We start from the raw sequence: 15023 nt of genomic DNA, 5'->3' as shown, positions 1-15023 counted from the left end.
AGATAAATATTAATCATTTTTGCGCTTTATTTCATATTCATAAATGCTAAACTGATTTTATATTTAACTCACGAAGATGACGTAACTATGACGTATAAGGATGAAACGCTCGCCATTCATGCAGGTTATTCGCCTGAAGCCACCACCAAAGCTGTGGCTGTGCCAATTTACCAAACCACTTCTTATGCTTTTGATGATACCCAACACGGTGCAGACCTGTTTGACCTCAAAGTTCAGGGCAATATCTATACCCGTATCATGAACCCAACGACTGCTGTATTAGAACAACGTTTAGCAGCGCTTGAGGGTGGCATTGGTGCATTGGCTTTGGCATCAGGCATGTCAGCAATCACCTATTCGATTCAGACCATTGCTGAAGCGGGTGACAATATCGTTTCTGTTTCTACACTGTATGGCGGTACTTACAACTTATTTGCCCATACTTTACCGAAACAAGGTATTGAAGTGCGTTTCTTCGATTATCAGCAACCTGAAAGCTTACGTGATCTGATTGATGATAAAACCAAATTAGTCTTTGTTGAATCAATCGGCAATCCACTTGGCAACATCATTGATCTTGAAGAGATTTCAAAAATTGCTCACGAATATGGCGTACCTGTAATCGTAGACAATACTGTTGCAACCCCTGCTCTGCTTAAACCTTTCGAGCATGGTGCAGACATCGTGGTGCACTCATTGACCAAATATATTGGTGGTCATGGTAATTCAATCGGCGGTGCGATTGTCGATAGCGGTAAATTCCCTTGGGGTAAATATCCTGAACGTTTCAAAGTCTTAAATACACCTGATCCGAGCTATCACGGTGTGAATTATGTAGAAGCTTTGGGTGAAGCTGCGTACATCGCACGTGCACGTGTTGTGCCTTTGCGGAATACAGGTGCTGCAATCAGTCCACTCAGCGTGTTCTTAATCTTACAAGGTTTAGAAACCTTGAATTTGCGTATGGAGCGTCATACTGAAAATGCGCAAAAAGTCGCTGAATATTTAAAAGCCCATCCAAAAGTAAAATGGGTGAATTACGCAGGCTTAAAAGATCATCCACAACATGCTTTGGCACAAAAATATGTCAAAGGCAAACCATCAGGAATCTTATCTTTTGGTGTGCAAGATGGTCGTGAAGGCGGTACACGCTTTATTGATGCCTTACAACTTTTCACACGTTTGGTGAATATTGGTGATGCAAAAAGTCTCGCTTGCCACCCTGCAACCACGACCCATCGTCAGCTCAATGAAGATGAGTTAAAGGCAGCAGGTGTGAGTATTGATATGGTGCGTTTATCTGTTGGTATCGAACATATTGATGATTTACTTGCAGATTTGGAACAAGCACTCGCAAAAGTTTAATATTTAAACAGACAAAAGACCTTTTCGGAGGTCTTTTTTGCTTTTTAGCACCAATCCATGTATGTTGATCATTCCATTACAAAAAATACAAAAATAGAGTATTTACTCTAAAAATTACTTTATATTCATATATTTATTTATAGTGTTTTTCATATTTTAGGTTAAACTTCCCGCATGTAGATGCTCATTTCCATAATGATTCATCCCTTATATCTCATGGCATATTTTATTTACAGGGAAAATAAATATGAACAAAAAACTAGAACAACTTTTCCAACAAAAAGTACAGGATAAAGTCGTTTTAATCACAGGCGCATCGAGTGGTATTGGCTTAACCGTTGCACATCGACTTGCCGATGCAGGCGCACATGTTTTATTGGTTTCACGTACCGAAGAAACCTTAAAAGAAGTGCAAGCTGAAATTCAAGCCAAAGGCGGAAAAGCAGATATTTTCCCATGTGACTTGAATGATATGGAAGCCATTGATGCCGCATCCAAACAGATCATTGCTTCAGTCGATCACATTGATATTTTGATCAATAATGCAGGGCGTTCAATCCGCCGTGCGGTACATGAATCCGTGGATCGTTTCCATGACTTTGAACGTACCATGCAATTAAATTACTTCGGTGCGGTACGTTTGGTGTTAAATATTTTACCGCAAATGATGCATCGTAAAGATGGGCAAATCATTAACATCAGTTCGATTGGTGTATTGGCAAATGCAACCCGCTTTTCTGCTTATGTTGCCTCTAAAGCTGCATTGGATGCGTTTAGCCGTTGTTTGTCTGCGGAAGTACATTCCCACAAGATTGCGATTACTTCGGTCTATATGCCACTTGTTCGTACGCCAATGATTGCACCAACCAAAATTTATAAATATGTACCCACCCTTTCACCTGAGCAAGCAGCAGATTTGGTTGCTTATGCGATTGTAAAACGTCCGAAAAAAGTAGCAACCAATCTTGGTCGTTTAGCCTCAATTACATATTCGATTGCACCTGATATTAATAATAAATTGATGTCGATTGGCTTTAATTTATTCCCAAGTTCAAGTGCTTCAGTGGGCAAGCAGGAAAAATTAAATCTCGTGCAAAAAGCGTATGCACGCTTGTTCCCGGGTGAGCATTGGTAAGATCAATTATCGGGCTATAAAAAAACGCCTCTCGGCGGTTTTTTTATTTACAAGATCAAAGATTATTTTGAACCTTTAATCCCAGCTTGTAATAACAGTGCACCTAAACCACCGATTTTATTCTCTTGTGGTTTTGCTGCTTGTGGTTTCTTGTCTTGACGTGGTTTATCTTTATGATCATGACGTGCATGATTTGGACGATCACCTTGAGGTCGTTTAGCATGCGGTTTACGCTCACCACGTTGTTCGCCATTGGCATTGTTAAACTCACGCTTTTGACGAGGTGCTTTTGCAGGTGCTTCAGAACCTTCAGGACGCATAGACAAATTCACACGATTACGTTCAGCATCCACAGTCAATACACGAACTTGTACGATTTGACCTGGGCGTACCACTTTATGCGGATCAGACACAAATTCATTTGCCAATTCAGAGATATGCACTAAACCATCTTGGTGTACACCAACATCCACGAATGCACCAAAGTTGGTGACATTGGTAATCACACCTTCAAGTTGCATACCTTCTGCAAGCTGACCGACCTCTGTAATGTCATCACGGAATTTTGCAGTACGGAACTCAGGACGTGGATCACGACCCGGTTTTTCAAGTTCACTCAAAACATCTTGAATGGTTGGTAAACCAAATTTTTCATCAGCAAAATCTTCAGCTTTCACTTGGCGAATAATTTCAGTATTACCAATAATGTCTTTTACTGTAGTCGCTTTCGCTTCCACAATTTTATTCACTAAACCATACGATTCAGGATGTACCGCTGAAGCATCAAGTGGTTCAGAACCTTCTTGAATGCGTAAGAAACCTGCCGCTTGTTCAAATGTACGTTCACCTAAACGCGGCACATTTTTCAATGCTTGACGGTTGTCAAAACGACCATGTTCTTTACGGAAGTCAACAATTTGCTGTGCAATTGATTTATTTAAACCTGCGATATAACCCAAAATCGCAGCAGATGCAGTATTTACATCCACACCCACTGAGTTCACACAGTCTTCAACGACTGCTTCAAGGGTTTTTGCCAAACCTGTTTGATTCACATCATGTTGATACTGACCCACACCAATTGATTTTGGATCAATTTTCACAAGTTCCGCCAATGGGTCTTGTAAACGGCGAGCAATTGAAACAGCGCCACGAATTGACACATCTAATTCAGGCAATTCATTTGATGCCAATTCAGATGCTGAATACACCGATGCGCCTGCTTCAGACACAGTCACACGGGTCAATTTCAAGTCAGGATTTGCAGTCATCATGTCTGCAATCACCGCTTCTGTTTCACGGCTTGCAGTGCCATTACCAATCGCAATTAAGTCGACATTAAATTCACGGCAAAGACGTGCAAGTTCAGTGATTGAACCTTCTTTATCTTCTTTTGGTGCAAATGGGTAAATCACGCTATGTGCAAGTACATCACCCGATGCATTCACCACAGCCAACTTCACGCCAGTACGAATACCAGGGTCTACGCCCAATGTGCAACGTGCGCCCGCAGGTGCTGAAAGCAATAAATGACGTAGGTTTTCAGCAAATACGTTCATTGCTTCTGATTCAGCAGCAAGGCGTTTTTCTGTTAATAATGAATGTTCAATACTTGGACGAACTTTACCAAGCCAGAATAATTTTGCAGTTTGCTTTAAGAAATCTTGGCGTGACTGAGGTTGTACCGTTTCAAGATTGTATTCAGTTTCAATCCGTGCCAATGGTGCATCATCTTGCCCATCCACTTTTAAACCGAGTACATTTTCTTGACGACCACGTAACATCGCCAATAAACGATGTGATGGGACTTTATTTAAATTTTCAGAGAAATCGAAGTAATCACGGAATTTTTTACCCACTTCTTTTTTCTCATCACTTGCCACTAAACTTTTTAATGTTGCAGTTTTGGCAAATGTCGATTTCAATTCAGTGGTCAGAGCAATGTTTTGCGCCCAATCATCAATGATGATGTGCTGAATGGCATCAAGTTGGCTTTCAACATCCGCATAGTCTTCATGGCTAAAGCCTGCTAATGCTTCTGTAGGATCAACATTTTCACTCAGAATCTTTTCAGCGATTGGCGCTAAGCCCGCTTCTTTCGCTTTAAACGACTTGCTGGTACGTTTTGGGCGATATGGTGCATAAATTTCTTCTAATGCATTTTTTGTTTCCGCAGCGTTCACACGTGCAAGTAAGTCATCAGAAAGTTTGTCTTGTTCTTTGAGTGATTCGAGTACTTTTTCACGGCGTTCGTATAAGTCACGTAAATACGTTAAGCGTGTGTCGAGCTGGCGTAACTGCGTGTCGTCTAAGCCTTGCGTCACTTCTTTACGGTAACGTGCGATAAATGGAACACTGGCACCTTCATCAATCAGTTGAATGGCAGCTTCTACTTGGTTTGGACGTACGGCAAGCTCACTTGCCAACTGCTGAACTACGTCAGTCATCGTATTTAATTCCACAAGGATAAGGACTAAAAGTTAGTGATTATAAAGACCAAGACCATAAAATCCACAACTGTTTTGCAATTTTCCAATGAAAAAAATGATAAAAGTACAAATTTAGCGGGTTTTCACTCACAGTATGAGGAAATCCATGCTTGAAAAAATAAGATTTCGCCCCCATATATCACTGAAGTCTAGTAAAGTTCTTCATCATGTAAAAGCCTTGTATTACAAGCCTCTGTCTATCTAGCCGATGTGTTTTTTATTTTAGAAATCGTGAATTAAGTCAATAGGGTTACAACGTATTTTTTGGAAAAAGTATTTTTTTGATCATTGTTAAAAAATGTTCAAGCAAATGTAAAAATCCAACTTTTACTGCTGTTTTGTAGACATTTTATAAAATTTAGCCAAATCACTCAAATTCATGAAAGTTTCATTTGCATATCAAGCACTTTTTTACGTATAAACGAATGAAGCTCATAATGATTGATAGATGTTGTTATTTGGTTTCAAATCGGGCTTAAAATTGTAATTTTGAGCAAATTGATACATAGTCTTAACAAGAACTTAGGCATTATACTGAGATATACCAATATTTATAATTTACAACATTAAGGGAGTGCATCATGAGTTTGGTTGTACCTGCTGAAAATACTGATGTCGTACAAAACGAAACTGACCGTGTCGAACGCATTTTAGTTGTCGATGATGATGTGCGTTTACGTACCCTTTTGCAGCGTTTTTTGGAAGATAAAGGCTTTGTGGTCAAAACAGCCCACGATGCCACTCAAATGGATCGTTTATTACAACGTGAACTGTTTTCACTGATTGTTTTAGATTTTATGCTTCCTGTAGAAGACGGTTTAAGCATTTGTCGTCGTTTACGTCAATCTAATATTGATACCCCAATTATCATGCTCACAGCACGTGGCAGCGATTCTGACCGTATTGCGGGCTTAGAAGCGGGTGCGGATGACTATTTACCAAAACCATTTAATCCAAATGAACTATTGGCACGTATCCGTGCAGTACTGCGCCGTCAAGTACGTGAAGTACCAGGTGCACCAAGCCAAAATGTCGAAGTCGTATCTTTTGGTCCTTGGTCGCTTGATTTGTCTACCCGTACATTAACCCGTGAAGGTCAAGTTGTTACATTAACTACAGGTGAGTTTGCCGTACTTAAAGCTTTGGTACAGCATCCACGTGAACCATTGACGCGTGACAAGCTAATGAATCTTGCCCGTGGTCGTGAATGGGGTGCAATGGAGCGTTCAATTGATGTACAAGTCTCTCGTTTACGCCGTTTGATTGAAGAAAACCCTGCCCGTGCCCGCTACATCCAAACTGTTTGGGGCGTAGGTTATGTGTTTGTTCCAGATGGCGCTGAATAAGCTCAAGTTTGATTCTATAAAATGAATCTATTGCAAAAAATACTGGCAATATTCTCTCGCTTGAATATCGTCAGTATTTTTTTGCTCATGCTTTTTTCAATTCTAAAAAATAATAATCATTATGGCATCGCATTTGACCACGTCTTCCTTGTCAGTTCCTTAGTTCTACTTTGCCTGAGTACTTTGATTTTATTTAAAAAGTTAATTCTTACCAATGGTATTGCAGTCGTATTGAGTTTGACTTTAAATCATTTCAATATCGCCATTCATTATCATCAATGGCTTGAACGAGAACAGCCGAACATATTTGCTGTTGATATAAATACCACTTGCATTAAACTGAAATCATTCAAAATATTGCACAGCATGGGAATGCCTCTGTGAAATTAGACCCAATCGACCCACAAGCTTTTTCTGAATTTTCTGCCTATCAAGAAAAGAAACGTACCCCTTGGGAACGCTTCCTCGACAAAATAAAACCTCGTTCCGCAGCCATGCGTACCACGATACTGGTTTTATTTGTGGTGTTCTTTAGCTTGTTTATGTCGTTTTGGTTTTTTTGGCGAACCTTATATTTACCTGAAATTCAGCAACATGCTCGTTTCTTAGCCGTTGAATTGGAAATGGTCAATAATCCACGCTTACAGATCTATCATGATGAAGTTCAACTCGATATTGATGAATGGCTGAAACAACGGGTCGGTGTTGAATACGTCACAGACCCCAAAGAATATCCCAATGTCAAAGACAAGATCATTGCAGACTTCTTTACCAATCAGATCGAACATCAATTGGCACAAGAATTGGATATGAAAGATGTAACAGTTTATTTCCAATTTAAGCCAAGCCCACGCATTTGGGTACAAACCCCTGAAATGAATGGTAACTGGGTACGTGAACCACTCAAAACCTATGCCAATTATAGCCTTGAACTAATTTTGGGTTGGTTTTTAGGCGTACCGTTGATTGCGGCTGCAATTATTCTAACTTTGGTGCGCCAACTGAATCGACCTTTACGTCGTTTGCAAAATGCTGCCAATCATTATAGTAAAACAGGCAAAGCACCTTATCTTGAAACCAATCATGGACCGCAAGAAATTCGTGAGGTAAACCAAGCATTTAACCACATGGTCTATACACTTGAGCAAACTGAACGTGACCGTCAAATCATGCTTGCAGGGATTTCTCATGACTTGCGTACACCACTAACACGTATTCGTTTAAGTGCAGAAATGATGCCTGATGATGACTTTCTCAAAGAAGGTCTGATTTATGATGTTGAAGATATGGATGCGATTTTAAATCAGTTTATTTCTTATATGCGAGATGGCTCAGATGAAGAACTTCAAAATACTGATATTAATAGTTTATTGTTAGAATTAGTGATCCAATTTAAACCTCTCGACATTCGTTTTACCCCACATGAAATTCCGATCATTTCTGCCCGCTCTTTATCATTAAAACGTCTGATTGGTAATTTAATCAATAACTCAAAACGTTATGGTGCAGAACCCATCGAACTCGCTGCCTATGTAGAAGATGAACATATTAAAATCAGTGTTGCTGATCATGGTGAAGGTATTCCTGAAGATCAAATTGATGATTTAATGCAACCTTTTGTACGTGGTAATGCTGCACGAACCGTACAAGGCAGCGGTTTAGGATTGGCAATTGTGAAACGTATTGTCGATATTCATCAAGGTGAATTACAGATTCACAATCGTTCTGAAGGTGGTTTACAAGCCATTATTTCACTGCCAATTTCTTTGCCAGAGCCTGAAGAAAATATCGCAAATAATCCAATTCAGAAAATTAAACAAACTTTGAGTGATCATTTTTAACTATTGCTGAATAAATAAACACTTAGCTTTGTTTATTTTCCAAACAGCGACTATTATTTCTTTGTGAAATAACAACTTAAATCCCATCACTAAATTTTATACCCACATTTAGTGAAAAAATTAGACCTTAGCATTAGAGGCATGCACAATTTGGTTTGAGGGCGGTACAATCCGTCTAGTTTTGAACAAGAATTGAGCGTAAACCATGTCTTTAGATCGTATTCGTTTAGCATCACTCCACAACAAAGTGATGAGCGCAGAACAAGCTGCTACCTTTATCCAAGATGGCATGACTGTTGGGATGAGTGGTTTTACTCGTGCAGGTGAAGCGAAAGCTGTACCTTTAGCACTTGTAGCACAAGCGGAAAAAAATCCGTTAAAAATCACATTAATCACAGGCGCAAGTCTGGGTAACGATCTTGATAAGAAATTGACTGAAGCAGGTGTACTTGCTCGTCGCCTACCTTTCCAAGTGGACAACACATTACGTAAAGCCATCAACAAAGGCGAAGTAATGTTCATCGATCAGCATTTGTCTGAAACTGTTGAACAAATGCGTAATCTTCAATTGAAAAAGCCTGATGTTGCTGTGATTGAAGCGGTTGCGATCACTGAAGATGGTGGCATCATTCCAACAACTTCAGTCGGTAACTCTGCAAGCTTTGCAATTTTCGCAGAAAAAGTGATTGTAGAAATCAACACTAACTTAAGCCCTGCTTTCGAAGGCTTACACGATATTTATATCCCTACTTATCGTCCAACACGTCAACCTATTCCATTGACTAAAGTGGATGAGCGTATTGGTACAGCTGCGATCAATATCGATCCATCTAAAATTGTTGGTATCGTATTTAACAGCGAATTGCATGATTCTCCATCTACTGTGACTGCACCAGATGATGAAACTCAAGGCATTGCAAACCACTTAATCGCTTTCTTTGAAAAAGAAGTTGCAGAAGGTCGTTTACCAAAAGACTTAGGTCCTTTACAAGCAGGTATTGGTTCGATTGCAAATGCAGTACTCACAGGTCTTAAAGAATCTAACTTTGAAGACTTAGTCATGTATTCAGAAGTACTTCAAGACTGTACATTTGAATTGATCGATGCAGGTAAAATGAAGTTTGCTTCAGGTTCTTCAATTACACTTTCTGCTAAATATGGCGAAAAAGTATTTAACAACCTTGAACAATACAAAGATAAACTTGTATTACGCCCACAAGAAATTTCAAACCACCCAGAATTGGTTCGTCGTTTAGGCATCATCGGCATCAACACTGCACTTGAGTTTGATATTTACGGCAACGTAAACTCTACTCACGTATGTGGTACAAAAATGATGAATGGTATCGGTGGTTCAGGTGACTTCGCACGTAATGCGCACCTTGCAATCTTCGTAACTAAATCAATCGCAAAAGGTGGGGACATTTCGTCTGTTGTACCATTTGCTTCTCACATCGACCATGCTGAACACGATGTTGACATCCTTGTAACTGAACAAGGTCTTGCTGACTTACGTGGTCTTGCACCACGTGAACGTGCTCGTGCGGTCATCGACAACTGTGCACACCCAATGTACCGTGATGCATTGAACGATTACTTTGATCGTGCATGTGAGAAAGGCGGTCAAACACCTCATATTCTTCGTGAAGCGCTTTCTTGGCACTCTAACTTTGAAGAAACGGGTCATATGTTGACTGCACAAGCTCAAGAGAAGAAATCTGCATAAGATTTTAAATCTGTTGTAGAAATAAGAAACGCCCGCACGGGCGTTTTTTTTGTGTAAAGTGACTTCCTTGTACAACCCAGACACAAGTCGCTATAAATACGATCACAATCGACCTCAACATCATCTCCATTAAATATATAGATACAAATCTATCAATCTCACGCCCGCCCTAAAAATCAACTATTAAATGCTATTTGATTGATTAAACTAAATATTTAGCATCAAAAAGAATACTCATACAACCAAGTATAAATATAGAAATAGAATTAAATATCATGAAGATGCAATGATTCAGACGTACCATCAAAGCTGCGGTATCAACAATCGAAAAAAGCAGACGGAACACATAGATTCTGGTATTCGGGAGTTCGAATGAATAACAGCACTAACCTTGCCAAACAAATCAAAAATGCGAAACGTGGAGGGTATACCCCAACCCTTGCAAAGGATATTAATAAACATAAAGTACAAAAAGCTATTCGCTTAATTGAACAATGGAGAAAGCTTGCAAATGAGCTTAAGCCACAAATGCAAATCGACATGGCACTCACCTTGGAAGAATGTGCTCAAGACCTAGATCAAGTATTAAGGAGTAAATAAATGCTTATTTTTATTTTGATATAACCATTCAAAAGCTTTAAACCCTCTTTCATTTCCAGCATTATTTAAGTAGTTAAAATACCAACATAACCCGCAAATAAATGCGGGTTATTTATTTAAATAAACTAAATTCAAAATTTAAAATTATTTTAAATAATAATTAATTTATTTTTTCTAATTAATTAAATAGTAATTATTAATATAATCTTACCAATACATTAAAAATAAAATCATTTAAAAACAATAGATTAAATAATAATCAAAAAATATTTATATATTTTCAAATTTTAATGTTTACAAAATCAGTCGACTTTGATAAAAATAATGCCAACACTATCACACAAAGAAGAAAAAATATGAAAAAGTCTCTAACGGTTTTATGTGCAGCACTTTTTATACAAACTGTTGCATTTGCAGATTCAACACCTTCAAATATATTGAATACAACTGCCACAGCAAAAGAAATATCATATGATTGCCAATCTTTAGCATGGAACTTAGCAGCAGCAAACAAAGGTGATGTTGAAGCACAATATCAAGTCGGCATGAAATATTTTAATGGTGAAGAAGTTCAAGCTGACCAAAAGCTAGCACAACAATGGTTAAAAATAGCGGCTGAACATAATCACGCTCAAGCACAATATCGCTTAGCAACCATTGCAGAACTAGGTTTGATGGGTGCAAAAAATGAAACTGAAGCTTTCCAATGGTATTTAAAAGCTGCTAATCAAGGTGATGCTAAAGCGCAGTTTAAAGTAGCTCAAGCATACCAATCAGGCACAGGCATCGCACAAGATCAGTTGCAAGCACAGCAATGGTTACAAAAAGCAGCGCAAGCTAAGCATCCTTTGGCACAAGCAACCTTAGCAAAATTATAAGAGGTATATTAATTGATACATTTAATGTGATGAGAACAAATAAATTGTATAAATTCTCATCACCATAAAAATAATTTAAATTTTCGATTCAATTGTTTATTTTTTGGCTTGTAATCTCGTGATTTTTCTGTAAAATTCACGTCACGTTGCCGGCATAGCTCAGTTGGTAGAGCAACTGACTTGTAATCAGTAGGTCCACAGTTCGAATCCGTGTGCCGGCACCATTATTAAACCTCATAAGTCTTAGATTTATGGGGTTTTTTATTATCTATAGTTTTCCAATACATTCTTTTCTTGGTTCATCTTGTGGTCCATCCACTCAATAGTCTTGTGGTCTAAAATCAAAAATAAGTACCTATAATCCAAACTATTTTCCTCCCTATAACCATTTTCAAGCACTCCACTTCTCCAATCGGGCTACGTTAGAGATGAAGCATCTAAGTATCCCATCGAGACGTATGGCGAGTGGAAAATGGAACGCTTGGGGAATTTTTGATATTTCTTGGATTCACTGTTTAGTACAGGACTTCTAGGCTCAGTCCTTGTATGTCGTGGGGTATTCTGCTAGAAAATGAATGGTCTAAGGCATAAGCTCAGTACATTGGATTTCTTGCACCATGACTCAGCTTTTCCTCAGCGTGACCACTCTTTATTAGCTTATAAACCAGAGTAGAATTTCTCGATGAAACCACGAGTCTTGAGAACCAGTGTATTCATGAGGGTTTTGCGTTCTGAAATCTTAGGGCGTGTGATTGGAAGGTCCTTGACATCTTCACGACTTGGTAAACGTTTCGTGTATTCGTACTGACCTAGAACCGCCTTGAACGCTTCGGGCTTGATGGCTTCTTGCTGACAAAGCGCATCCAATGCCTTTTCTTTTTCTATATCCCAAAATGCTGCAAAAGCATCTTGTACACTTTGCCCATTCGCCATACGTGGGATATTTTCATCAAGAAACTTTTGGATCAATTCTTGTTTGTCATACAAGTGGTGATTGGTTGAGATGATGTCTTGAACCTGTGAGCGATATTGCTGTTTCTTCTCAGCATCCTTGTGGTTGACTACTGCTTGCAGCAGATTCAGGATATAGCCCACATTCACAGTATCTCTATGAATCAGTTCCAATTGGAAATTGACATCATTCAGTACTGATACTTTGTCTTTTGGTTGCACAATACGCACATTGTTATAAAGATACTTATATTGTGATGTATATTTTTGGAATTCTGCCTTGTTGAGCGAAGTATCGTCTTGGTCATACTCTACAAAGTTTTCCAATTGTGCATTAATACGCATGACTTCACGGAAAGCCTTCACATATTCCAACTGTTGTTCTTCGGTGTGTAACGTATTCGGCACTTGGTCAGGGTCAGGTGCAATACTGAGTAAGTCTGCGACAGCAGCATTATACTTTGCTTTGATACTCTCGAAACTAGGAATAAGTACGATCTTTTCTGCTTCTGCACGATTGGAAAATAGCGTGAGGGCTTGATCTGTGGCTTGTTTAAGATTGCGGAAACAGACAATATTCCCAAACGGCTTATCTGCATTTAAGATACGGTTGGTACGTGAAAAGGCTTGAATCAGACCATGATATTTGAGATTTTTATCCACATATAAGGTGTTGAGTGGCTTCGAGTCAAAGCCTGTCAAGAACATATTCACCACAAGCAAGATGTCGATTTCTTTTTTTCGTACCCGAGTCGCAATATCACGGTAGTAGGGATAGAACTCTTCACCTGAGTTAAAGTTCTGCCCAAACGTGGCATTGTACTCTGCGATGTATTGGTCTAGTTTATCTCGATTGGACTGATTGATCTTTGTGGGAATGTCGGCAGATTCTTCTTCGATCAAGCCTGTTTGATCTTCAACTTGTAGCGCTTCATTGGCAGCAAAGGAGAAAATCGTGGCAATGGTTAGCGGATTATAAATTTGACCATTTTCCTCTGCCTGTTGTTGTTTCTCGTGTTGTACTTTTTTGAATAAATCATAGTACTGTGTCAGTACTTCTACTGAGCTAACACAGAACATTGCGGTAAACGTTCTATTTTTTGTCTTGATGTGGTGGTTATCGACAATATAGCGAGTGATCATCTCCAAGCGAGCAGGATTGTCAAATAACTCTTTGGTGTCTATACCCTCAACATCTTCTTCGTAGTTGTCACTCTGTTCAATGCCATTCTTGGTATATTTACCTAAATAGGCAATTTGGAATGGCAAGACATTGCCATCACGAATAGCATCGGTAATGACATATTTATGCAAGCATTCATCAAATAAAGCATTGGTCGTCACTGCTGCTTTGTCGATTTTGACTTGGCTATTAGTCTCGAAAACAGGTGTTCCAGTAAAGCCAAACATCTGTGCCTGATTGAAGAATCGTTTGATATTTCGATGCGTATCACCAAACTGACTACGATGACATTCATCAAAAATGATGACAACTTTTTTGTCTTTGAGGTAGCCAATTTGCTCGGCATAACGGTCAGAACTAATGGCAATATTAAGTTTTTGCAGGGTGGTCACAATGAGCTTGTCATGTGTTTGCCCCAACTGAGCCACCAATGTCCCTGTATTCTTCGTGGTATCTACACTATTTTCTTTGAATGCATTGAACTCACGTACAGTTTGCGTGTCGAGGTCGCTACGATCCACCACAAACAGTACTTTTTCGACTTCGGGCAGACGCATAATGAGCTGACTTGCTTTGAAGGATGTCAGGGTTTTTCCTGAACCTGTCGTGTGCCAAATGTAGCCGTTTTGCTGTGAATTTTGTACACGTTGGATGATTTGCTGTACCGCATAGATTTGATATGGGCGTAGCACCATCAGACGCTTATCCACCTCTAAGACCACTATGTACTCGGTGAGCATTTTGGTGATATGCGTAAGATTGAGAAACTCTTCAGCAAAAGCATCTATCTTGTGGATGTGCTGATTGTCGAAGTCTGCCCAAGGAAAAGTAAACTCGAAATTGCTCGTACCTGTGGCGTAGTAGTGTGTATGGTCACGATTACTAATCACAAAAAGCTGAATATAGTTGAACAGTCCACTACCACTACTATAGGCATCTTTGGCGTAGCGTTGTGTTTGGTTGAAGGCTTCAGGGAGTTCTACACCTGCTCGTTTTAGCTCAATTTGCACCAAAGGCAGACCATTGATGAGTAAGGTCACATCAAAGCGACTGGTACGTCCATTCGTGGCTTTATGATCAATCGTGATCTGGTTGGTGACTTGGTAAATGTTTTTGCTTGGGTCAGCAAACAGGAAATCGATATGTTGTGTTGAACCATCATCAAAGGTCACAGGAAAGCGATTACGCAATACCTTGGCACAGTTGAAGCTATTGCCTGCTTTGAGATGGTTCAGGACTTGTGCCCATTCATTTTGTGAGAAAGTAGCGAGTCCGTTGGCACGTTCTACTTGAGTTTTGAGGTTACTCAGTAGTTGAGCTTCATCTGTCACTGCAACTTGCTGATAACCCAATTGTTGCAATTGTTGTATGAGTTCATGTTCAAGTTGAGCTTCGCTTTGTACAGACATCTCTTTCTCTGACTTTATTTTTTGGATGATAAGGGCTTAAGAAAACCCATCTTATTGAAGTTATAGCATAATTTTATGCATTAGCCGAAAATACTTCAAT

Annotated in this window: 9 protein-coding genes and 1 tRNA gene; 8 read left to right on the top strand and 2 right to left on the bottom strand. The window is 39.3% G+C overall.

Annotated features, from left to right (window positions below; genetic code table 11):
- Window positions 1-87 precede the first annotated feature (87 nt).
- Together AVJ19_RS06240 and AVJ19_RS06235 are read left to right on the top strand one after the other, a co-directional pair.
- The gene (locus AVJ19_RS06240; RefSeq protein ID WP_111858911.1) at window positions 88-1365 is read left to right on the top strand and encodes an O-acetylhomoserine aminocarboxypropyltransferase/cysteine synthase family protein; all 1278 of its coding nucleotides are present in this window, start codon (window positions 88-90) and stop codon (window positions 1363-1365) included.
- 247 nt (window positions 1366-1612) lie between these two features.
- Window positions 1613-2500 carry an SDR family NAD(P)-dependent oxidoreductase gene (locus AVJ19_RS06235; protein WP_111858910.1) on the top strand — a complete coding sequence of 296 codons (888 nt, stop codon included), beginning with the start codon at window positions 1613-1615 and terminating at the stop codon, window positions 2498-2500.
- Between the two features lie 62 nt (window positions 2501-2562).
- Here AVJ19_RS06235 and AVJ19_RS06230 read toward each other — a convergent pair whose 3' ends face one another.
- Window positions 2563-4947 carry a Tex family protein gene (locus tag AVJ19_RS06230; protein ID WP_111858909.1) on the bottom strand — a complete coding sequence of 795 codons (2385 nt, stop codon included), beginning with the start codon at window positions 4945-4947 and terminating at the stop codon, window positions 2563-2565.
- A gap of 623 nt (window positions 4948-5570) precedes the next feature.
- On the opposite strand from AVJ19_RS06230, the gene ompR reads away from it, so the two are divergent.
- From ompR to AVJ19_RS06195, 6 genes are all read left to right on the top strand, one after another.
- The gene (ompR, locus tag AVJ19_RS06225) at window positions 5571-6335 is read left to right on the top strand and encodes a two-component system response regulator OmpR (protein ID WP_111858908.1); all 765 of its coding nucleotides are present in this window, start codon (window positions 5571-5573) and stop codon (window positions 6333-6335) included.
- Window positions 6336-6715: 380 nt separating this feature from the next.
- Window positions 6716-8176, top strand: coding sequence for an ATP-binding protein (locus tag AVJ19_RS06215; protein ID WP_111858906.1), 1461 nt, complete (start codon window positions 6716-6718; stop codon window positions 8174-8176).
- Between the two features lie 205 nt (window positions 8177-8381).
- Window positions 8382-9902, top strand: a complete 1521-nt coding sequence (locus tag AVJ19_RS06210; RefSeq protein WP_111858905.1) for an acetyl-CoA hydrolase/transferase family protein — start codon at window positions 8382-8384, stop codon at window positions 9900-9902.
- A gap of 372 nt (window positions 9903-10274) precedes the next feature.
- Window positions 10275-10502 (top strand): hypothetical protein, encoded by a 228-nt coding sequence (locus tag AVJ19_RS06205; RefSeq protein WP_111858904.1) that lies wholly within the window; start codon window positions 10275-10277, stop codon window positions 10500-10502.
- Between the two features lie 356 nt (window positions 10503-10858).
- Complete coding sequence (locus tag AVJ19_RS06200) at window positions 10859-11380, top strand: tetratricopeptide repeat protein (RefSeq protein ID WP_162626547.1); 522 nt, start codon at window positions 10859-10861, stop codon at window positions 11378-11380.
- A 148-nt stretch (window positions 11381-11528) separates the two neighbouring features.
- Window positions 11529-11604: transfer RNA gene (locus AVJ19_RS06195), tRNA-Thr, on the top strand.
- Between the two features lie 433 nt (window positions 11605-12037).
- Here AVJ19_RS06195 and AVJ19_RS06190 read toward each other — a convergent pair.
- On the bottom strand, window positions 12038-14923 hold the full coding sequence (locus AVJ19_RS06190; protein ID WP_111858902.1) for a type I restriction endonuclease subunit R: 2886 nt from the start codon (window positions 14921-14923) through the stop codon (window positions 12038-12040).
- Between the last annotated feature and the right edge of the window lie 100 nt (window positions 14924-15023).

Origin of the sequence: Acinetobacter sp. CFCC 10889 (assembly GCF_003268395.1) — a bacterium.
Classification (GTDB): Bacteria; Pseudomonadota; Gammaproteobacteria; order Pseudomonadales; family Moraxellaceae; genus Acinetobacter.
The sequence above is the reverse complement of the archived record's forward strand: the minus strand, read 5'-3'. Positions and strand labels throughout refer to the sequence as shown.

Coding starts and splice junctions, on each gene's coding strand:
- AVJ19_RS06240 (WP_111858911.1), top strand. CDS start 88: ATGACGTATAAGGATGAAACGCTCGCCATTCATGCAGGTTATTCGCCT.
- AVJ19_RS06235 (WP_111858910.1), top strand. CDS start 1,613: ATGAACAAAAAACTAGAACAACTTTTCCAACAAAAAGTACAGGATAAA.
- AVJ19_RS06230 (WP_111858909.1), bottom strand. CDS start 4,947: ATGACTGACGTAGTTCAGCAGTTGGCAAGTGAGCTTGCCGTACGTCCA.
- ompR (WP_111858908.1), top strand. CDS start 5,571: ATGAGTTTGGTTGTACCTGCTGAAAATACTGATGTCGTACAAAACGAA.
- AVJ19_RS06210 (WP_111858905.1), top strand. CDS start 8,382: ATGTCTTTAGATCGTATTCGTTTAGCATCACTCCACAACAAAGTGATG.
- AVJ19_RS06205 (WP_111858904.1), top strand. CDS start 10,275: ATGAATAACAGCACTAACCTTGCCAAACAAATCAAAAATGCGAAACGT.
- AVJ19_RS06200 (WP_162626547.1), top strand. CDS start 10,859: ATGAAAAAGTCTCTAACGGTTTTATGTGCAGCACTTTTTATACAAACT.
- AVJ19_RS06190 (WP_111858902.1), bottom strand. CDS start 14,923: ATGTCTGTACAAAGCGAAGCTCAACTTGAACATGAACTCATACAACAA.